Raw genomic sequence first — 20,467 nt, 5'->3', positions numbered from 1 at the left:
CACCGCGCCGGATGGCAACGGCGGGGCAACGATGACACCTCCACCTGCCCGCGCAGATCAATTCGATCGTTCCGAGCAACTCGCAAGAACAGGTCAGTTTTCTTCATTATTAAAACTCTTCTGATTTACGAGGAACATCGGCGGCTTTTAAAAACGGTAGTGCCAACTGGCACCAACGACGACCATCGCGGTCTGTCGCTACCGGAAGCTCGCCATGCCCACCCAATCCGATCTGCGCTTCACCTTTACCGTCGGCGACAAATCGTTTGAGGTCGTCGAATTCACGTTGCAAGAAGGGTTGTCCGAAACCTTTCTGCTCCACGTAGACCTGGCCAGCGCCCAATCGGCCATCGACTTCGGCGCGGTGCTGGACCGCGCCGCGCTGCTCACGATCTGGCATGGCGACAAGCCTGTCCGGTACGTGCACGGCGCGGTGTCTTCATTCGTCCAGGGCGAAACAGGCTTTCGGCGCACCCGCTATTCGGCTGTCGTGGAGCCCCGTCTGGCGCGCCTCGCGCTCAGTTCTGACTGGCGGATCTTCCAGGCGCTGACCGTTCCGCAGATCGCCGAGGCCGTGCTCAAGGCGCATGGCCTCACCCAGGACTACGAGCAGCGCAGCACCACCGAGCACCAGGCTCGCGAATACTGCGTCCAGGCTGGCGACACCGATTACCACTTCGTCGAACGCATCATGCGTGAGGAAGGCTTCTTCTATTCCTTCCGTCATGGCGCCGAAGGACATCAACTTGTCCACAGCGATCGCCTCTTCATTCACGGCCGCGTGGGCGACGAGCCGGTGCAGTACAACCCGACACCCGGCGGCGACCAGCCGCAGCCTGCGCTGCGTCGCTTCGCCTACACCGAGAACGTACGCACCGCGCGCCAGACCCAACGCGACTACACCTTTCACCATCCGCGCTATACCCATCAGCACAGTCGCGATGGGCGGGATCTTGATCACCAGGGAAGCCGCTACGAGCGCTACGACTACCCCGCCCGCGCCAAGTTCGACGAGGCCGGCAAGCCGTTCGCCGAGAATCGCCTGCGCGGCCACCGACGCGATGCGCGCATCGCCTTGGTCGAAGGCGATGACCCGCGCTTGCAGCCTGGCATCTCCTTCACGCTGGCCGGGCACCCACGCGAGGACCTGAACCGCGGATGGCGCCCCATCCGCATCGTCCACCGCGGCATCCAACACACAAGCCAGGCCGAAGAGAGCGCCGATGCCGCGTCAGGGACTCGCTACCACTACGAGGCTGAATTGGTGCCGGACGATGCCGAGTGGCGCGCAGAGCCACTCCCCCGGCCTCGCATCGACGGACCGCAGAACGCCGTCGTGGTCGGCCCACCCAATGAAGAGATCTACACCGACGAATACGGCCGCGTGAAGGTCCAGTTCCCCTGGGACCGTCTCGGCAAGGAAGACGAACACAGCTCCTGCTGGATACGCGTGTCCCAGAACATCGCCGGGGCCACGTGGGGCCACATGGCCATTCCGCGCATCGGCCAGGAGGTCATCGTCTCGTACTTCGATGGCGACCCCGACCAGCCCGTGATCACCGGCCGCGTCTACAACCGCCTGCAATTGCCGCCCTATGAACTGCCGCGCCACAAGACGCGGATGACCATCAAGACGAAGACCCACAAGGGCGAGGGATACAACGAACTGCGTTTCGAGGACGAGAAGGATCAGGAAGAAATCTACGTCCACGCGCAGAAGGACCAGAACATCCACGTCAACAACGACGAGTCGACATTCGTGGGCCACGACCGCAGCGAGCAGGTCGAGAACGACGAAACCATCACCATCGGCCACGACCGCAGGGAGACGGTGGGCAATGACGAGCAGGTGAACATCGGCCAGGATCGGCGGCACGACATCGGGCGGGATGACTTTCTGACGGTGGGGCGTAATCACACGATCTACACAGGCAAGGACCGCACCAAGGAAGTGGGCAACAACCGCCGCGACAAGACGGTGGCGAATCACTGGGTGAGTATTGGCGGGCACCAGGAGCAGACTGTGGAGGGGCACTCGGAGCTTCAGGCCGGGCAGGCGATCCGGCAGCGCACGAAGGTTTATGAGGTTCAGGCGGCGGAGAGCCTTATCTTGAAAGGGCCAGGGGGGACGATTCGTATTGATGGGTTGGGCATCACGCTGGATGGGGATGCCATCCTGATCAAGGGGCCGATGAGCCAAAAGGGCGGTGGCGGTAACAACAGCCTCTCACTGTCCGGCGAGGCGCTTGAAGGTCTGGACGCGGATTGCGCGGAGCGCAACCGATGACAGCGGCGCCCATCATTGCGTTCGCCGAGCAGATCAAAGCGCCTGGCGATCACCTTTATCTGCTCGTTGACCCACTGGCCGGATGCGGCCCGGCACATCCGCTAGCCATCGAATCGCTGGTCCACGATCTGGGCAAGGACGCTGTGGTCCGCGTTCCACGGCCGGACCTGGTCCACACGCCTGAAGCCTGTCCGGCCCTCGTGCAACTTGGCACTTCGGAAGACGCGACACGGAAGCGGCTGCTGGAACTCAGTGCGTTCCATGCAACGGAAGATCTCGCCTACGGCAAGCGATATATCTGCGGGTGGCTGACCAGCCCGGAGCCGCCGGAGGAAACCGCACGCCACATTGCGGCGCAATGCTGCATTACTTCGTCCAACGTACGAAAAGCGACTAACCCGTGGTTCGAACCCGTGCGTCTGGAGTTGCTGGCCGGCGCGCTTGGAGCCCGAGCGGGGGCTATGTTCGCGCCGATCAATGCTTGGTTGTTCCCAACAAGCTGGGGGAGCTTTTCCGTACTGCAGAGCAGCTCGGCGACGGCAAGCGAGGATCACACGGCATTGGTTCGCCGCACGCAGCATGCGGCGCAATTGGTAAGCGAATTCCTGGGTATCTGGCGGCTCGCGCAACGTCAGACCCTTTCGTTCGCGCCCTGGCGCTGGACTGGCCCCAGTCCCCTACCGCCACAGGCGGGTGTACATGCCTTTCGTCTGGTCCGTGATGCCCAGCGTTTAGGACTGCGGCATGAGCGCGACATCTTCGCGCTCAGCTTGTATCGGGTTTGCGTTCACCCCCTACTGCCCAAGCATCCCGACATCCAACGGGACATTCTTGATGCAGCCAATGGCAAACACGCGCTGCACGACCGCTTCCAAGCGTACGACGACACCGCCTGGAAGCGAGTATTCGCCTCCTTGCCCCGGACGGAGAACTACTCATGAGCTTGAGCACGACGTTAAGCAGAACGATCAGCCATGCCGCGCCGATTCCGACGGACGCATGCAAAGCCTGCGAGCGCACTGGCCTGCCCATTCTTCCTTTGCGCGCCGCGTACGCGCCGGCGCCCGGGCAAACATACCGTCGACAGCCTGCGGCCAGCAACGCGCCAGCGACGGTGCGGATGCGGTTGGACCAGCCTCGCATCCTGCGGCAAGGGTACCTCTACGTATTGCTGGATGAGGTGGAGTGGCAGGCCTATGAGGTCACGCCTGAAGGGGCGTTGCGCCAGTTTCGCCCCTTCCAGGTACCACGTGATGAGCCAAGTCCGCTGAGCCAATCATGCGTGCGCCGGAACCACGACGTCCCCGCCTCGTTCATCAATATCGACACCGAGAAGTTCTCGACCGCGTGGATAGCAATCGCGAATGACCCCTGGCCCGAGAGCGTGCTCAATCAATACTTGTGTGGCAAAGCCGCCGACGGATCGGATCCGAAGGACCGCTTCTACAAGCTTGACTTGAAAAGTGCGCGCGAGAACCCCGGCAGCGTCGGTATCGCAATGACCGAAGACAATCTTGGGTTGGATTCTGTGCTGGAGTACGCAGCGGTCAACGCCGGCGATTTCGAAAGCGTTCACGGGTTCTACTCGCGTAATCATCGGCTTGCGGCGATGGAAGGCCACATTCGCACTATCGTCCAGCGGGAAAAACTTCAAAACGGCGTACTCGCACTGGTTCTGCCCGATCCGATCGGCGTGGTGCAAGAATGCAATGCGCAGCGCGTTGCCTTGTTCAGAGAGATGCAGGAGTGGCGCTCCGAGCCACAGCGGCGGTTCGAGTTCTTCACTTCCCGGGCGCTGCTTGGCATCAAGGAACTGCATGACGCCTGGGCTTCAGCCGAAGCAGAAGAAGAGGCGAAGGCAGCAGAAGCCCATCGTCTCAGGCATAACCAGAGCTTAGCGGGGATGAAGGTGGGCTACCCGCAGGTGCATATACCAGGAGAAGCCGAGCGCATAGCCAAGGTCAAACAGGCAAAGGCAAAAGAGCGCCTAGAGAAGCGCTACGATGAGGCGGCCCGCGCCAAATTCGAGAAGACTTATCTCGCCACGCAGGCCGATTGGCAAACGGTTGTTGATGGGGTTGGGGAGTTGTACGCCCAAGAATACCAATCTAGGCCATTCCGACTTGCCGTACAAAATGATTACAGCGCCACGTCCTGGCGGTCGACGGAAGGCTTTATTCGCATGCTCGGCCTTTGCCTTGCCGGCGGCCCCACCGAAACAGTAAGAAAAGACGATGAGGAACTGGGCGCGACCCAACAGCTATGGAAAGCGCAGCTGGAGGACCCAAGAAGCTTTCTGTTTCAGGCTCTGCTGGCAAAGGACACTGCACTACTCGCGCAGTTGCAAACTGCACTGACGGGCAATGATCTCGGCAAGGTCTATGCCAACATCAAGAGCTTGATCGGTGCGGAAGAGGGCAAAACGCTGATGGTTGCCCCCGTGCAGCAAGGCATTGGGCAGCTGCTTGCCGCCACGGCCAATGCCAGTAACGCGCTGGGAAAGCGACTGGCCTCCGAAACGCACACGCTCGTCGGTCACGTGCACAGCGCAGCCTTGCTGCGCTATGCGGGGCAGCATGTGACGCAGATCGTCGTGTCATTGAAACTCGGCGAGTATCTTTCGCTGCTCAACGAGACCCTGCAGGAAGGCATTGATAAGTTCATCGCCCACATGGACGAGAATTTCCGCAAGCCGGCCGCCGACAAGATTCGGGCGATGGTCGTTAGCGGCGCCATTGCCATCGCGGTTCCCGGCAACCACGGCAAGGTCGTCGAATTGATTATCTGGTCGCTGGAGAGTGCCGAGGCGCTGCAGGAACGTCTGAAGAAGCTGCGTGGCACCGCCAACGAAGGCGTCACGAAGGCGCTTCGCGCCGTGAGCGTTGGCGCCGCGACACTTCAGACCGGCGCGGTTCAAATGGTCGGCACGCTTGCGATTGGCGCAGAGGAAGCGAGAGATCTCGCCAGGGGAGCGATGCAGAAGATGCGCACCGCCGTCGTTTCAGCAGCGCCCGGAGGCGCGAACCTGCTCCTGGGGCTTGGCAGCCTGTGGTTTCAGCAAGACAGCCTGCGGAAGAACTATGCCACGTTGCTCAACACATCTGAAAGTGGCAGCGCCGAGGCGCTGGCAGCAGTGTGGTCGTCCTCCATCGGCGTAATGGGTGCGAGCGCGGAGGTTGTTGGCGTGGGGATTCAGTTATTGCGGCCGGATATGACAATTACCGTGAGATCGAGCGGAGGCGCGAAACCCATCATGTTAGGGACCCGCGTCGCGCAATACGGCGGCGCTATTGCAGCGGTTTCGGGGCTGATGGACGGAGTCCAATATATTTTCGCCGCCGTTCGTGCAGGAGCTGACGGAGATTCGGAAGCGCAAATTTACAGCGGTTTAGCAACTATGGCTGCGCTTGGCTCGTCAATCACAGGAATTGTCGGAGCCCTTGCCCCTAATGCTACTTTACTAGGACCTATTGGTGTCGCTATTGCCTTAGGGGTGCTTGCATACATCTGGGCCACTCAAGCGAAAAAAGAGCGATCCTCGTCTCTCGAACTATGGGCCCGCTCCAGCCGATGGGGGTCACCAAGCGAAAATAGGCGTTGGACCGCTGCATCAGATTTCGAAACGGCCGGGGGGCTCTTAATGCCGCAGTGCTAGGGATGACAGCTGAGATGGAGGTCAAAACTCAGGTGGTTAGCAAGAGGGATGCCTCATTTCCCACTGACGACCAGGCGGACTGGAAAAGAGTTCGGATATGGGCTGGAGAATATATTATCTATCAGATATCCCTTCCAGGGTATGAGGAAACCTCATCTCGCTATCATTGGGCGCTAACGGTCTATCGCCCCGGGGACTCGCAAGGCCAAGTGATTGCGTCCGGCGAGAACGGAAATCCACCAACCGAAACACCATCGCCCCCCTCCATAAAAAATTCCGATTATTTCTTGAATACCACAGTACCCACCGTCTCCTCAGACGAAAAAACAAAAACTTTAATAATTAAGGGCGCCATCGCGTTACGCACGATTCACAGCGTTCACGCGGTAAAGCTGGAGGCACACTTTTGGCCCGATAAAAATGACAAATCGGGTTTCGCCCGCCTGCTTTCTCAAGAAGACAAAACAGATAACCGAGGGTGGAATAACTAGCCATGACTGCACCCAAACTTCGCCCCCCATGCAGCGGTTGGATAGCAGATCTGCCCGAACCGTCCTGCACACCAACCGCGCTCTTGGCTTTGGAGGGGAACGCTCCAAACCACTTGGATGACATATATCTGGAGTTATCGAGAGGTTCAGCACGCGCGCGAGGCATTTACTTCTGGATGGGAATTATTATGGCGATAGCGGGGATTTACATCTTGATTGCCCCCCCTCATTTCTACCTTTTTTCGGATCCCTTCATTGTTTTCTCGGGCCTTTTATGCTTGACGATTTGCATCTGGCTAGCCGCGATGTGTATCCGCATGGACATATCGGTTCCTCGTGACCTACCTCTAAGGTTCAATCGTGCCCGCCGGCGGCTTTACGCCTACAACTTCAATGACCGTTGGTGGAACCCTTTCGAACGCTGGTGCGTCGTTCCTGTGGCATATGATTGGTCTCAAGTGCGCGCTGAGCGTTGGCACAAGCGCGCCTTCACCCCTCAAGGCGTGCCCATCTTTCAATGGGGGGTGGAGCTTTCTATCGTCGAGCCCGGGACCAACAAGGTCATTGACCGCTTTCCCCTGAGCGCCATGGGTGCTGACGAATTTGCATGGGCGTATATCTGCACATATATGCAACAGGGTCCTTCGGCGCTTCCGCCTCCCGATCCACCCCGCGACCATAACGACGTGCCTTGGTACAACATCGGCCTGCGCCTCGCGCCCGAAGTGAAATGGCCCGCTGACATGGACCTGGAGTCCAGAACCGCACCGTGACACGCGACCATCCAATTCAACATGAGGGAAAGTCGACGTTTCCTTTATTGGCACGACTCGAACCCAAGCGCAGACGCCATAGAACGGGTAAGAGGCTGATGGCGCTGCGCATCATCAAGCCGCCCGAACCCCAATCGCCACCACCCTTGCGGTAAACCCCTTCAACAACTCCTCTCGCGTCGCATCGGCCCGCGCCATCGACGCTTCCTTCACATGCCCGTACCCGCGAATCTCCTCGGGCACGCTAGCCAGCGCCACGGCCTTATCCAGATTCCCGCGATTCAACTTCCCCAAGATCGCCGTCATCGTCTCCCGATACTCCTGGATCAACGCCCGCTCCGCCCGCCGCTCCTTCGTATACCCGAACGGATCGAACCGCGACCCCCGCAGGAACCGCATCCGCGCCAGCACGCCAAACACCTTCAGCATCCCCGGCCCGTAAGCCCGCTTCACCAGATGCCCGTCCTTGTCCCGTCGCGCAAACACCGGTGGCGCCAGGTGAAAGCGCAGCTTCCAATCCCCCTCGAACTGCTCACCCACCCGCTTCACAAACTCCCCGTCCGAATACAGCCGCGCGACTTCGTATTCGTCCTTGTAGGCCATCAGCTTGAAGTAATAGCGCGCCACCGCCAGTGCCAATCGGTTCGTCCCCGTCGCCTCCCGCTCCGCCCGCGCCACCTTGTCCACCAGATCCGTGTACTGCTTTGCATACGCCGCGTCCTGGTACTGCGTCAGGAACGCCTCGCGCACCGCCACCATCCGCGCCAGTTCGCCCGCCGGCTGCTTCAGGTCCGCCACGGGAGTCGGCGCCCGCGGCCGCGTGATCTCGATGATGTCCTCCGGCTGCGCGGGCGACACGCCGCCGTTGGCCATCAGACGCGCCACCGCCGCCGGCTCGTGCGCCGCGCGGCGTCCCCATGCGAATGCCGCAAGATTGTTCGCCACCTGCTGGCCGTTCAGTTCGATCGCCCGCAACAGCGCCTCGCGCGACAGCGGTATCCAGCCCTTCTGGAATGCGTAGCCCATCATCAGCGGATTTGAGTAGATCGCATCGCCCAGCAGCACCACCGCCATCGCGGCTGCGTCCACCGCGGCCAGGTTGTCCTTGCCGCACGCGCTTTGCAGATCCGACGTCAGGTTCGCGCCCGGCAGCGTCCACGATGGGTTCGACACGAACGCCGCCGTCGGCGCCGTATCGCTATTGAGCAACACATGCGTGCGGCCTGGCGTCACCCGGGCCATCGCCTCCGGACTCGTCGCCACCACCAGATCGCCCGCCAGCAGCAGGTCTGCCTCGCCCATCGCCACCCGCGTATTCAGCAGATGCTCCGGCGACCCCGCCAGCACCACATGGGAAAACACCGCGCCGCCCTTCTGCGCCAACCCCGCCATGTCCAGCACCGAACAGCCCTTGCCCTCCAGGTGCGCCGCCATGCCCAGCAACTGGCCGATTGTCACCACGCCCGTGCCGCCCACCCCCGCGATGAACACGCCGTAAGGCACATCCAGGCCGTGCGGGCGCGGCAAGGGCACACCCTCGTCCGGCACGCCGCCCGACTGCGCCAGCGCCTGCGGCTTTCTCAGCTTGCCGCCTTCCACCGTCACCAGGCTTGGGCAAAAGCCCTTCAGACAGGAAAAGTCCTTGTTGCAGCTTGACTGGTTGATCTTGCGCTTGCGTCCGAACTCGGTCTCCAGCGGCTCCACAGACAGGCAGTTCGACTTCGCCGAGCAGTCGCCGCACCCCTCACACACCCGTTCATTGATGACCACGCGGCGCGCCGGATCCGGATAGGCATTGCGCTTGCGGCGGCGGCGCTTTTCCGTGGCGCAGGTCTGGTCGTAGATCAGCACCGATACGCCCGGATGCTCGCGCAGCTCGCGCATCACCGCGTCCAGCTCGTCGCGATGACGCACCGGCACCCCCGGCGCCAAGTCCGACACCTCCACGTACTTGCGCGGATCGTCCGTCACCACCACGATCTTCTCGATGCCCTCGGCTGCCACTTGGCGCGTAATCATCGGCACGCTGATCGGCCCGTCCACCGGCTGCCCGCCCGTCATCGCAACCGCGTCATTGAACAGGATCTTGTACGTGATCGGCGCCTTGGCCGCCACCGCTGCCCGAATCGCCAGCAACCCCGAATGAAAGTAGGTGCCGTCGCCCAGGTTCGCAAACACGTGCTTTTCCTCGGTAAAGGGCGCCTGCCCCAGCCACGGCACGCCCTCGCCGCCCATCTGCGTGAAAACGTCCGTGCCGCGGTCCATCCAACGCACCATGTAGTGGCAACCGATGCCCGCCATGCCGCGAGACCCCTCCGGCAGGCGCGTCGACGTGTTGTGCGGACAGCCCGAACAGAACCAGGGCTTGCGCTCCTCGACCACGCGCGGACGCGCCAGCGCCGCTTCGCGCGCACGGATGAATTCCATCCGCGCCTCGATGCCCGCGCGCACGTCGTCCGGCAACGCGAAACGCAACAGGCGCGCCCCGATCGCCTTGGCAACCATCGCGGGCGAAAACTCGTAATGCGCCGGCAGCAGCCAGTTGCCCTGCGGCACCGACCACTCGCCGCCGTCCTTGTCGTCGAACTTGCCCACCACCCGAGGAATCTTCTTGCCGCTGCCGATCCAGCTGAACAGTTCCTCCTTCAGCTGGTACTCCAGCACCTGGCGCTTTTCCTCCACGACCAGGATCTCGTCCAGCCCTTCCGCGAAACGCTGCGTGCCCGTGGACTCCAGCGGCCACACCATGCCCACCTTGAACAGCCGCACCCCGATGCGCCGGCACACCTCTTCGGACAGCCCCAGGTCCGACAGCGCCTGGCGCGTGTCCAGATAGGCCTTGCCCGAGGTCATGATGCCAAAGCGCGCCGCCTGCTGCGGCACCTCCCAGAGCTCCCGGTTCAATCCGTTGGCGCGCGCATAGGCCAGCGCCGCGTACAGCTTGTAGTCCAAGAGCCGCGCTTCCTGCTGCAACGGCGTGTCCGGCAGCCGGATGTTCAGGCCGTCCGGCGGCAGCTGGAAATCCTCGGGCAGCACGATGCGCACCCGGTGCGGATCCACGTCCACCGACGCCGATACCTCCACGATGTCGGTGATGCACTTCATGCCGACCCACACCCCCGCGTACCGGCTCATCGCCCAGCCGTGCAGGCCGTAGTCCAGCACCTCCTGCACGCTGGACGGGAACAGCACCGGGATCATGCAGGCCTTCAGGATGTGGTCGCTCTGATGCGGCAGGGTCGACGACTTGGCGGGATGGTCATCGCCCGCCACCACCAGCACGCCGCCGTGGCGCGCCGTGCCCGCCGCGTTGGCATGCTTGAAGACGTCGCCGCAGCGGTCCACGCCCGGCCCCTTGCCGTACCACATGCCAAACACGCCGTCGTACTTGGCGCCGGGAAAGAGGTTCACCTGCTGCGTGCCCCACACCGCCGTCGCGGCCAGGTCTTCATTGATGCCCGGCTGGAACTCGACGTGGTGCGCCTTCAGATGCGCGGCGGCCTTCCACATGTTCTGATCGACGCCGCCCAGCGGCGAGCCGCGATAGCCCGACACGAATCCCGCCGTGTTCAACCCCGCCTGCGCATCGCGCACGCGCTGCATCATGGGCAGCCGCACCAGCGCATGGATGCCGCTCATCCAGGCGCGGCCGGATTGCAGGGTGTATTTGTCGTCGAGCTGAACGGATTCGAGCGCCGCGCGGACGGCGGGCGTGAGGGGGGCATTCATGTCTACTCCAACATCGGATGCCCCAACAAGCGGCGCGCAGCTCCACAGAACGCACGCGGGCCAGCAAGGGCCGTGAAAGTGAAGTCCTGATGCGTTCACGCCTTCTGCGGGCCGAATCGCGCTTGCCGCGCCGGCTGGCCAAAAAATAGGGCCAGCTGACGCCAGTCCTTTCGGTTGTACCCCCTGGCCCACGGGCGGGCAATAGGGCGATGCGATAATTGCCGCCATGGACTTCGCCCCTCGCATCGTCGCCTGGCAGCGCCAGCACGGCCGCCACGATCTCCCCTGGCAGAACACCCGGGATCCCTACCGGATCTGGCTATCCGAAATCATGCTGCAGCAGACACAGGTAGCCACCGTCATCCCCTACTACGAGCGCTTTCTGCAACGCTTTCCGGACGTCGCGGCGCTGGCCGCCGCGTCGCAGGAAGACGTGATGCCGTACTGGGCAGGCCTCGGCTATTACGCCCGCGCCCGCAACCTGCACCGCTGCGCCCAGGAAATCGTGCGCGACTGGGACGGCCGCTTTCCGCCCACCGCCGAGGCCATCGCCACCCTGCCCGGCATCGGCCGGTCCACGGCCGCGGCCATTGCCGCGTTTTCGAACGGCGAACGTTCGCCCATCATGGACGGCAACGTCAAGCGCGTGTTCACCCGTCACTTCGGCATAGCGGGCGACCCGGCCAAGCGCGAGGTCGAGCAGCGTCTCTGGGCGCTGGCGCATGCGCAGGTGGACGCCGCGCCCGGACTGGACATGGCAGCGTACACGCAGGGGCTGATGGACTTGGGCGCCACGCTCTGCACACGCGGCAAGCCCGCCTGCGACAGATGCCCCGTCGCGGACACTTGCGTCGCGCGCCGCGAAGGCCGCCAGGCCGAGTTGCCCACGCCCAAAGTGCGCAAGGCCATCCCCGAACGCGAGACCTGTATGTTGGTGCTGCGGCACCAGGGCGCTTTCCTGCTGCAACAGCGCCCCGAACCGGGCATCTGGGGCGGCCTGTGGAGCCTGCCCGAATTCGACGCGGCAGGCGACCCCGACAGCGCATCACGCGCATTGGGGCTGGAGCCCGAGCAGCGCTTCGAACTTGCCGCTTTCGCCCACACGTTCACGCACTACCGGCTGCACATCCGCCCGTGGCTCGTGCCCGTGCGCGCGATCGCCCTGCGCGAACCGGCGCTACCCGAGCGCTGGGTGCCGGCGGACAAGCTGGGGACGATGGCGCTGCCCGCGCCAGTAAAGAAGCTGCTGCAAGGGCTGGTGGATGCCGGGATGCAAGACAGCCTGTTTGGCGAGGAAAACGCGGCGTAGCGATCGGGGAGGTTGGCCGCCGGCGTGGGCTTGAGCGGTGTCAGACACCCTGCCAACACTGCGCCATACCCACGACCGGCGCTCCAGGGTGTCAGACACCGTTCAAGCGGCAGCACCGTCGCGCCTTGGTCAAACATCGGTCACGCGCACGCCAACGCAGGTGTCTGACACCCCTGCGGCGCAGCAACAGGCCCTCGGCCATCTCCCTCGGGTGTCAGACACCGGTCAAACAGCAGCACCGTTGCCCCTTGGCGGAAAACGCCGGGCAATCTACGGCGCCGTCCCATTCCAGAGTCAGACCCCCGCCCCGCTCAGCAGCATCACCAGCTTCAGATCCGGATGCGTCGCCAGGCGGAAGGTGATCTGCTGGTACGCCAGCTTGCCGCGGCGCGGGTGCTGGAATTCGCGCAGCCCGCCTTCGCGTTCGACCACCGCGTGGCGGGTCCACCAGTGTGAGAAGACCACGCTCTGGCGGCTCAGGCTGTCCAGCAGCGCCAGCACGGCCGGTTCGTCCAGATGTGCGCCCGCATCGGCGCGGAACTCAGCCACCACGCGGCGGGCGCGCTGGTCCCAGTCCACCACCAGCTCGCGCGCGGCGGGGTCCAGGAAGATGTATCGCAGCAGGTTCGGGGCGGGGTCGCGTTCGGGCCAGTGGTCGAACAGGTCGACCAGCGGCGCATTGCACGCCAGCACGTTCCAGGCGCGGTCCAGCACATACGCCGGCGCATTGATCGCGTTCACGCATTCCTGCAGCGGGCCCGGCGCGCCGCCGGCGTCGTCGCGGGCGTGCTGCGGGTCGGCGCAATCGGCCAGGTCGAAGAGGTAGGCGCGTTCCGCCCGCGCCAGTTGCAGCACGCCGGCGATGCGTGACCACACCGACGGCGACACCGACACCTCGCGCCCCTGCTCGATCCACGTGTACCAGGTGACGCTGATGCCGCAAAGCTGCGCCACCTCTTCGCGCCGCAGCCCCGGCGTTCGCCGCCGCGATCCCTCGGGCAGGCCGGCCATCTGCGGCGTGATGCGCGACCGGGCGCTGCGCACGAACTCGCCCAGCGCGTGGCGGCGCAGATGAGAGCCTTCGTGGCCGGGCGTGACGGGCTGGGGGGAAGTATTCATACCAGGATGAGCAATGGGCTTGTACGTGTATACGGGCCCGCCTATCTTAGCGCCTGCACCCTTTCGCAATCCCGAATGGATTCCCGGCAACAACCCGCGCCGCATTCCCGACACAAGGACCCTCTCATGACCGCCAGCACCCACGACGCCGCCGTCGACCGCCAATTCAGCCCCCGCGCCGCCGCCTACCTGACCAGCGCCGTGCACGCGCAAGGCGAAGACCTGGTTCAGATGGCCGCCCTTGCCGGCCAGCACCCCGCCGCTCGCGTCTTGGATCTGGGCTGTGGCGGCGGCCACGTGAGCTTTCACGTGGCCCCGCAAGTCGCGCAGGTGACCGCCTACGACCTGTCGCAGCAGATGCTGGACGTCGTCGCCGCCGAAGCCGCCAAGCGTGGCCTTGCAAATCTGGTCACCCGACAAGGCAAGGCCGAGTACCTGCCCTTTGGCGACGGCGAATTCGACCTGGTGATGTCGCGCTACTCCACCCACCACTGGCAGGACGCCGGGCGCGGCCTGCGCGAGGCGTTCCGCGTGCTCAAGCCGGGTGGCATAGCCGTGTTCGCCGACGTGGTGTCGCCGGGCGAGCCGCTGCTGGACACCTGGCTGCAAACCATCGAGGTGCTGCGCGACACCTCGCACGTGCGCGACTACTCGGTGGCCGAATGGACCCGCATGCTTACCGAGGCCGGCTTCACGCTGCAGGAACTGGCGCCGCGCCGCCTGCCGCTGGAATTCCAGTCGTGGGTCACGCGCATGCGCACGCCCGACACGCTGGTGGCCGCGCTGCGCCACATGTTCGGCATCGCGCCGGACGTCGTGCGCGCGCACTTCGACGTGCGCGACGATGCCTCGTTCACCAGCGACACGGCGACCATCGTGGTGCGCAAGCCGGGCTGAACCGCAAGCCTGAGTCGGCCCGCAGGCGCCGTCAGCCCGCCGACGCGCGATGCATCGCGGACAAGGCGCCCGCGACACCCAGGCTGCGCAGCAACTGCGCAGCCGCGCCTACCGCCCGCACGAATCGAGGTTCCTGCCCCAGGTCTCCGAACACCGGTTCAAAGCCCGTCATCACGCCCGCCCAGGCCAACATCGCCGCCGGTCCCTCGCCCGCCTGCCGCGCCGCCTGCTCGGCCAGCTCACGCCGATGCGCCAACGCTTGGGCCATCGGATCCTGGATCTCGTAGACGCGCCCCGCCTCATCCGCCCCGCGCAGGAACTGCAACCATCCCGCCACGGCCAGCGCCAACCCGGGGATCGGCGCATCCACCGCCAGCCGGTCGCGCACGGTGCCGAGCAGCCGCTGCGGCAATTTCTGCGAACCGTCCATCGCGATCTGCCGCGTCTGGTGCCTGAGCGCCGGATTGGCAAACCGATGCAGCAGCCCTTCCCCGTACGCAGCCAGATCCAGCCCCGGCAGCGGCGGCAGCGTCGGCTCGATCTCCCGGCCCATCAGCGCGCGTAGATACCGCCGCATGCCCGGCTGCGCCATCGCCTCGTCCACCGTGGCCCACCCCGCCATCACCGACAGATACGCCAGCGCCGAATGCGCACCGTTGACCATGCGCAGCTTCAACGTTTCGAACGGCGCCGCGTCCGCCACGAAGCGCGCGCCGCCCGCGGTCCAGTCCGGCCGGCCCGCCGCAAAACGGTCTTCGACGACCCATTCCAGATAGGGCTCGGCCACCACCGGCCAGGCGTCTCGCACGCCCAGCGCCGCGGCGATCGCCTGGCGGTCCGCTTCCGTCGTGCGCGGCACGATGCGGTCGACCATCGAGCATGGAAACGTGCACGCCGACGCGATCCATTCGGCCAATCCGGCGTCCAGGCGCGCCGCAAACGTAAGCACCAGCGCGCGCAGCAGGTGGCCATTGGCGGGCAGGTTGTCCAGCGACATCACCGTGACGGGCGCCAAGCCCGCCGCGCGGCGCAACTGCAGGCCGTGCACGAGAAACCCGATTACGCCGCGTGGCGTCGCGGGGTGCGCAAGGTCGTGCACGATGTCGGGATGGTCCAGATTCAGGCGGCCGCTGGCCGGATCGTGGCAATAGCCCTTCTCGGTAACCGTGATGCTGACGATGCGCGTGCCGGGCGCCGCAATGCGGTCCAGCACGGCTTGCGGATCCTCGGGCGCGACCAGCGTCTCGCGCAGGCAGCCGATCACGACAAGGCGTTGCCGGGGCGCGCCGCTGGCGTCGGCATCGCGCAGCGCCAGCGCATAAAGGCCGTCCTGCGGCGCCAACGCGTCGCGCGTATCGGTCTGGCGCAACGACACGCCGCAGATGCCCCAATCCGCACTCGCGCCCGCGCGCGGCGCGGCGTCGTTCACTGCGGCCAGATGCGCGCGCGCGAAGGCGCCCAGGCCCAGATGCACGATGCCGATGCCAAGCGCAGCCCGGTCAAAACCAGGACGCGCCACGTGCGCGGGCAAGGCGTCCAGCGTCCGCGCGTTCAGCCGGCCGCCCTCGCCTACCAGTTCCATAGCGTGCCGTCGTGCTGCAACCGGTTCACGGGCAGGTACGCGCGCTGATAGGGGTACCGCGCCGCCAGCTTCTCGTCGATGTCGACGCCGTGGCCCGGGGCGTCGCCCGGATACAGCATGCCCTGCTCGAACGTGTAGGCGTGCGGGAAGACGGCATCCGTCTCCTCGGTATGCCGCATGTACTCCTGGATGCCGAAATTCGGCACCCACAGGTCAAAGTGCAGCGCCGCCCCCATGCACACCGGCGACAGGTCCGTGGCGCCGTGGCAGCCGGTGCGCACCTGGTACAGCGAGGCCATGTCGGCAATGCGGCGCAGATGCGTGATGCCGCCCGCGTGAACGACCGTGGTGCGGATGTAGTCGATAAGCTGGTTCTGCACCAGGTCCTTGCAGTCCCAGATCGTGTTGAAGACTTCACCCACCGCCAGCGGCGTGGTCGTGTGCTGGCGGATCAGCTGGAAAGCTTCCTGGTTCTCGGCGGGCGTGGCGTCCTCCATCCAGAAGAGGTTGTAGGGTTCCAGCGACTTGCCCAGGCGCGCGGCCTCGATGGGGGTCAGCCGGTGATGCACGTCGTGCAGCAGATGGTGCTCGAAGCCCAGCTTCTCGCGGATGCGTTCGAACAGCTGCGGCGCGTGGCGCAGATACTTTTCGGTGGACCAGTCGTGCTCGCTGGGCAGGTCCGCGTCGGCGGGCTCGTAGAACAACGTGCCCCGGCCCACGCCGTACACCTTCTCCAACCCCGGCACGCCGCTTTGCGCGCGGATGGCGCGATAACCCATGTCGGCGTAGCGCAGCACTTCGTCCACGGTGTGCTCGATGTCCGACCCGTTGGCGTGGCCGTAGACCATCACGCCGCTGCGGCTCTTGCCTCCCAGAAGCTGATACAGCGGCATGCCGGCAGCCTTGGCCTTCAGGTCCCACAGCGCCGTGTCCACGCCCGCGATGGCGGTCATGGTGACCGGCCCGCGCCGCCAATATGCGCCCTTGTACAGGTACTGCCAGATGTCCTCGATCTGATGCGCGTCGCGCCCGATCAGGCACGGGATGACATGCTCGGTCAGGTAGGCCGCCACCGCCAGCTCGCGCCCGTTCAGGGTCGCGTCGCCGATGCCGGTCAAGCCCTGGTCGGTTTCGATCTTCAGGGTCACGAAGTTGCGGCCCGGACAACAGACAATCACGCGTGCATTCGTAATCTTCATCTTGGCTTCCGGCTACAGGAGAGAGGGACGGCCGCGCGAGGCGGCCGCGGGGTCAGAACGTCACCAGCACTTTCATCGCCTGGTTGCGATCGCCCGCCAGCGCGAAGGCGTCGTGCACGCGCGCAACTGGCACGGCCGCCGTCAGCAGCGGCGACACATCGATCAGGCCGCGCGCCAGGCAATCCACGGCCATCGCGTATTCGTCCACAAAACGGAAGCTGCCGACGCACGTCAGGCTCTTGACCATGATCTGGTTGAAGGGGCACGCCTCGCTGCTGCCGGACAGCGTGCCCACCGTGACGACAACGCCGCGCGGACGCGCGGCGCGCAGGCAGCTTGCCAGCCCCGCATAGCTACCCGACGCCTCGAAGCACACGTCCACCGATCCCTTGCCTGCCGCCAGCGCGTCCAGCGCGTCCGGGTCCGTGGCCGCGTTGATGGTTTGCGACGCGCCCACGCGCGCGCACGCCGCCAGCGTCTGGTCCACGATGTCCACCACGATGACCCGGCTGGCGCCTGCCAGCCGCGCCGCCATCAGAATCAGCGCGCCGATGGGGCCCGCCCCCACCACCATCGCCGTCTTGCCCAGCAGCGATCCCGCGCTGCGCACCGCGTGCAACGCCACCGCCAGCGGCTCGCCAAAAGCGGCCAGTTCGAAGGACAGCGAATCCGGCACCGGCACGCATTGCCCCTCTTGCACCACCACCTCTTCGCGCATCGCGCCCTGCATGTGCGGATAGCGGCTGGCGCTGCCAAAGAAATGCACGGCCTCGCAATGGTTGGAATCGCCCTGCCGGCAATAGCGGCATACGCCGCACGTGCGCGCCGGATCCAGGGCGACGCGGTCGCCGGGCTTGACCGCCGTCACGTCCGCACCTACCTCCAGCACCTGCCCGGACGCCTCGTGCCCCGGCGTCAGCGGTTCACGGATGACAAAATCCCCCACCCGCCCGTGCCGGAAGTAATGCAGGTCCGACCCGCAGATGCCGACGGCCTTGACGCCGACACGCACCTGCGACGGCCCCAAGGGCTGCGAATCGGACGTGTCCAGGCGCAGGTCTTGCGCCCCGTGGATCATGCAATTGAGCATCAGCGCCACCCTTGAGCAAATTCGCCGATCACCCGTTCCAGGTGATCGTGCATCGCCTCGCGCGCCTGCCGCGCGTCGCGGGCCACCAGCGCGCCGAAGATGCGCTGGTGATCGGCCTGCGACGCCTGGCGCAACGCCTGCGTATGGAAATGCTGTTCCATCTTTTCCCAGACCGGGCCCCGAGCCTGGTCCCACATCGACGTCACCGTCGCCAGCAGCACGCTGTTGCCCGTGGATTGGGCGATGCACAGGTGAAAGCGGCGGTCGGCCTCGGCGTTGGCGTCCTTGTCCGTCATCCGGTCGCGCATGGCCGTCAGCGCCTCGAAGATGCGGTCCAGGTCCCCGTCGGTGCGGGTGGTGGCCGCCAGCGCGGCGATCTCGGATTCGATCAGGCAGCGCGCGCGCAGCAGCTCGAAGGGGCCGGCGCCCGCCTCCGGCATCGTGGGCGGCCGGCTCGCATCCGGTTCGCAGACGTAGATGCCCGAACCGCCCCGCACCTCCACCACGCCCTGCAGTTCCAACGCAATGATGGCCTCGCGCACGGACGTGCGGCTGACGTCAAAGCGCTCGGCCAGCGCGCGTTCAGCCGGCAGCCGCTGGCCGGCGGCAAATTCGCCCTGCGCCACCAGCGCATGGATCTGCGCGGCCAGCCGCAGGTAACCGCGGTCGGGCGCGGCGCGGCTGGGGGCAACCTCGGGTTTGGCTAGCGAGGGCAACGTGATGGCGTCCTGAATTGGTCTGACCAAATCGTATTTGGTCCACCAATTTTCGCCATCGTGGTTTTCCACTACGCGCGGCGCGGCAGACCTCTCGACAGCCCCCGAGCCCCCCCTGTATAGATACGGATCGACCGACAGCCAAGGAAAAGCGCCATGCCCAGCCCGACCGACCAACCCTTGCCCGCCGACCTGGCGGACCTGACCGTCATCGAGGCGGCCACCCGCATCCGCGAGGGCCGCCTCACCAGCGTTGCGCTGACCGAGGCCTGCCTGGACCGCATCGACGCCCGCCAGGACCTGAACGCATTCATCACCGTCGACCGCGACGGCGCCCTGGCGCAGGCGCGCGCCTACGATGCGGCGCCCGGCAACGGCCCGTTGGGCGGCGTGCCCATCGCCATCAAGGACAACATCCACGTCGCCGGGCTGCCGAACACGGCCGGCACGCCCGCGCTCAAGGACTTCCGTCCCGCCGAGGACGCGCCCGTCGTGCAGCGGCTGCGCGAAGCCGGCGCCGTCATCCTGGGCAAGACCAACATGCATGAACTGGCGTTCGGGGTGTCCGGCTACAACACCGCCTTTGCGGGACCGGACGGCGAGGGCACGCGCAACGCCTATGACGCGCGCCTGATCGCCGGCGGCTCGTCGTCGGGCAGCGGCGCGGCGGTGGGTGCGCGGCTGGCGCCCGCCGCGCTGGGCACCGATACCGGCGCCTCGGTGCGCCTGCCCGCCTCAGTGAATGGATCGGTAGGCTTTCGCCCGACGGTGGGCCGCTACGACGGCGCGGGCATCACGCCCATTTCGCACACGCGTGATACGCCCGGGCCCATCGCCAACGGCATGGCCGACATCGTGGTGCTGGATGCGGTGCTCACGGGCCAGACCGAGCCGCTGGCGCCCCTGGCCCCCGCAAACATCCGCCTGGGGTTGGCGGGCTATTTCTGGGCCGACCTGGACGCCGAAGTCCGGACGGTGGCCGAAGCCGCATTGGACCGGCTGCGCGGGGCCGGCGTGACGCTGGTGGATTTGGAGATGCCGGACCTTCCGGCCGCCAACGCCGCGGTGGGCATGCCGCTATGCCTGTTCGAACAGAAGCCCGACCTGACGGCCTATCTGGCGCGATATCACGTGGGCGTGAGCTTTGACGAGGTGGTCGCGCAGATTTCCAGCCCGGACGTGAAAGGCATCTTCGACAACCTGATCGTGCCGGGCGTGCTGCCCACGCCGGACGGCCAGGTCCTGCCGCTGCAACCGCTGTACGAACATGCCATCGCGGGCGGCCGGCGCGAACTCATCGACGTCTATCGCCGCGCGTTCAAGGAACACGCGCTGGACGGCCTGCTGTTTCCGACCGTGCCCGTCCCGCCGCCCGCGGCCACGCCCGAGGCCAGCAGCTTCGAGACCTTCGCGCGCCTGGCGCGCAACGTGGACCCGGGCAGCAACGCGGGACTGCCGGGCTTGAGCGTGCCGGCCGGGCTGTCGGCGCAGGGTCTGCCGGTGGGATTGGAGATCGATGGCCTGCCGGGCGAGGACCGCAAGGTGCTCGCGATCGGCGTGGCCGTCGAAAAGATTCTGGGGCGCATCGCGGCGCCCCAGTTCCTGCCTTAGCCCCAGCCA

The 20,467-nt window shown here is 65.4% G+C and carries 14 protein-coding genes; 8 read left to right on the top strand and 6 right to left on the bottom strand.

All coding sequences use genetic code 11. From position 1 onward, the window contains the following. The first annotated feature begins 214 nt into the window (after nt 1-214). Genes H4P35_RS02365 through H4P35_RS02345 form a run of 5 tightly spaced genes read left to right on the top strand, consistent with a single transcriptional unit; the run spans nt 215 to nt 7,206 of the window. Nucleotides 215-2,287 carry a type VI secretion system Vgr family protein gene (locus H4P35_RS02365; protein WP_226847923.1) on the top strand — a complete coding sequence of 691 codons (2,073 nt, stop codon included), beginning with the start codon at nt 215-217 and terminating at the stop codon, nt 2,285-2,287. Continuing rightward, a complete protein-coding gene (locus H4P35_RS02360) occupies nt 2,284-3,228 on the top strand; it encodes a hypothetical protein (protein WP_226847921.1) in 945 nt (314 codons plus the stop codon). The genes H4P35_RS02365 and H4P35_RS02360 overlap by 4 nt, the downstream gene beginning before the upstream one ends. Then, complete coding sequence (locus H4P35_RS02355; protein ID WP_226847919.1) at nt 3,225-5,942, top strand: T6SS effector BTH_I2691 family protein; 2,718 nt, start codon at nt 3,225-3,227, stop codon at nt 5,940-5,942. The genes H4P35_RS02360 and H4P35_RS02355 overlap by 4 nt, the downstream gene beginning before the upstream one ends. Nucleotides 5,943-5,944: 2 nt before the next feature. After that, nucleotides 5,945-6,433, top strand: a complete 489-nt coding sequence (locus tag H4P35_RS02350; protein WP_226847917.1) for a hypothetical protein — start codon at nt 5,945-5,947, stop codon at nt 6,431-6,433. A 2-nt stretch (nt 6,434-6,435) separates the two neighbouring features. Beyond that, nucleotides 6,436-7,206, top strand: coding sequence for a DUF6708 domain-containing protein (locus H4P35_RS02345; protein WP_226847915.1), 771 nt, complete (start codon nt 6,436-6,438; stop codon nt 7,204-7,206). Nucleotides 7,207-7,320: 114 nt separating this feature from the next. On the opposite strand, the gene H4P35_RS02340 is transcribed toward H4P35_RS02345, so the two are convergent. Further along, nucleotides 7,321-10,935 carry an indolepyruvate ferredoxin oxidoreductase family protein gene (locus H4P35_RS02340; RefSeq protein WP_226847913.1) on the bottom strand — a complete coding sequence of 1,205 codons (3,615 nt, stop codon included), beginning with the start codon at nt 10,933-10,935 and terminating at the stop codon, nt 7,321-7,323. Between the two features lie 226 nt (nt 10,936-11,161). On the opposite strand from H4P35_RS02340, the gene mutY reads away from it, so the two are divergent. Further along, nucleotides 11,162-12,244, top strand: a complete 1,083-nt coding sequence (gene mutY, locus H4P35_RS02335; protein ID WP_226847912.1) for an A/G-specific adenine glycosylase — start codon at nt 11,162-11,164, stop codon at nt 12,242-12,244. Nucleotides 12,245-12,538: 294 nt separating this feature from the next. Here the strand turns inward: mutY and H4P35_RS02330 are convergent, their stop codons facing one another. Next, a complete protein-coding gene (locus tag H4P35_RS02330; protein WP_062840236.1) occupies nt 12,539-13,363 on the bottom strand; it encodes a helix-turn-helix transcriptional regulator in 825 nt (274 codons plus the stop codon). 126 nt (nt 13,364-13,489) lie between these two features. On the opposite strand from H4P35_RS02330, the gene H4P35_RS02325 reads away from it, so the two are divergent. Beyond that, nucleotides 13,490-14,260, top strand: a complete 771-nt coding sequence (locus H4P35_RS02325) for a class I SAM-dependent methyltransferase (RefSeq protein WP_226847910.1) — start codon at nt 13,490-13,492, stop codon at nt 14,258-14,260. A 31-nt stretch (nt 14,261-14,291) separates the two neighbouring features. On the opposite strand, the gene H4P35_RS02320 is transcribed toward H4P35_RS02325, so the two are convergent. Genes H4P35_RS02320 through H4P35_RS02305 form a run of 4 tightly spaced genes read right to left on the bottom strand, consistent with a single transcriptional unit; the run spans nt 14,292 to nt 18,847 of the window. Further along, nucleotides 14,292-15,842 carry a mannitol dehydrogenase family protein gene (locus tag H4P35_RS02320; RefSeq protein WP_226847908.1) on the bottom strand — a complete coding sequence of 517 codons (1,551 nt, stop codon included), beginning with the start codon at nt 15,840-15,842 and terminating at the stop codon, nt 14,292-14,294. Beyond that, nucleotides 15,830-17,041 carry a D-mannonate dehydratase ManD gene (manD, locus tag H4P35_RS02315; RefSeq protein WP_226847906.1) on the bottom strand — a complete coding sequence of 404 codons (1,212 nt, stop codon included), beginning with the start codon at nt 17,039-17,041 and terminating at the stop codon, nt 15,830-15,832. Before manD ends, H4P35_RS02320 begins: the two co-directional genes overlap by 13 nt. 52 nt (nt 17,042-17,093) lie before the next feature. Then, nucleotides 17,094-18,131 carry an L-idonate 5-dehydrogenase gene (locus H4P35_RS02310; protein WP_226847904.1) on the bottom strand — a complete coding sequence of 346 codons (1,038 nt, stop codon included), beginning with the start codon at nt 18,129-18,131 and terminating at the stop codon, nt 17,094-17,096. After that, complete coding sequence (locus H4P35_RS02305; RefSeq protein ID WP_301342121.1) at nt 18,131-18,847, bottom strand: FadR/GntR family transcriptional regulator; 717 nt, start codon at nt 18,845-18,847, stop codon at nt 18,131-18,133. The genes H4P35_RS02310 and H4P35_RS02305 overlap by 1 nt, the downstream gene beginning before the upstream one ends. A 156-nt stretch (nt 18,848-19,003) precedes the next feature. Here H4P35_RS02305 and iaaH point away from each other — a divergent pair, with 156 nt between their 5' ends. Then, the gene (gene iaaH, locus H4P35_RS02300; protein ID WP_226847903.1) at nt 19,004-20,458 is read left to right on the top strand and encodes an indoleacetamide hydrolase; all 1,455 of its coding nucleotides are present in this window, start codon (nt 19,004-19,006) and stop codon (nt 20,456-20,458) included. Nucleotides 20,459-20,467: the final 9 nt, after the last annotated feature.

Origin of the sequence: Achromobacter sp. 77 (assembly GCF_020541125.1) — a bacterium.
In the GTDB taxonomy this organism is placed as follows: Bacteria; Pseudomonadota; Gammaproteobacteria; order Burkholderiales; family Burkholderiaceae_B; genus Achromobacter; species Achromobacter mucicolens.
The sequence above is the reverse complement of the archived record's forward strand: the minus strand, read 5'-3'. Positions and strand labels throughout refer to the sequence as shown.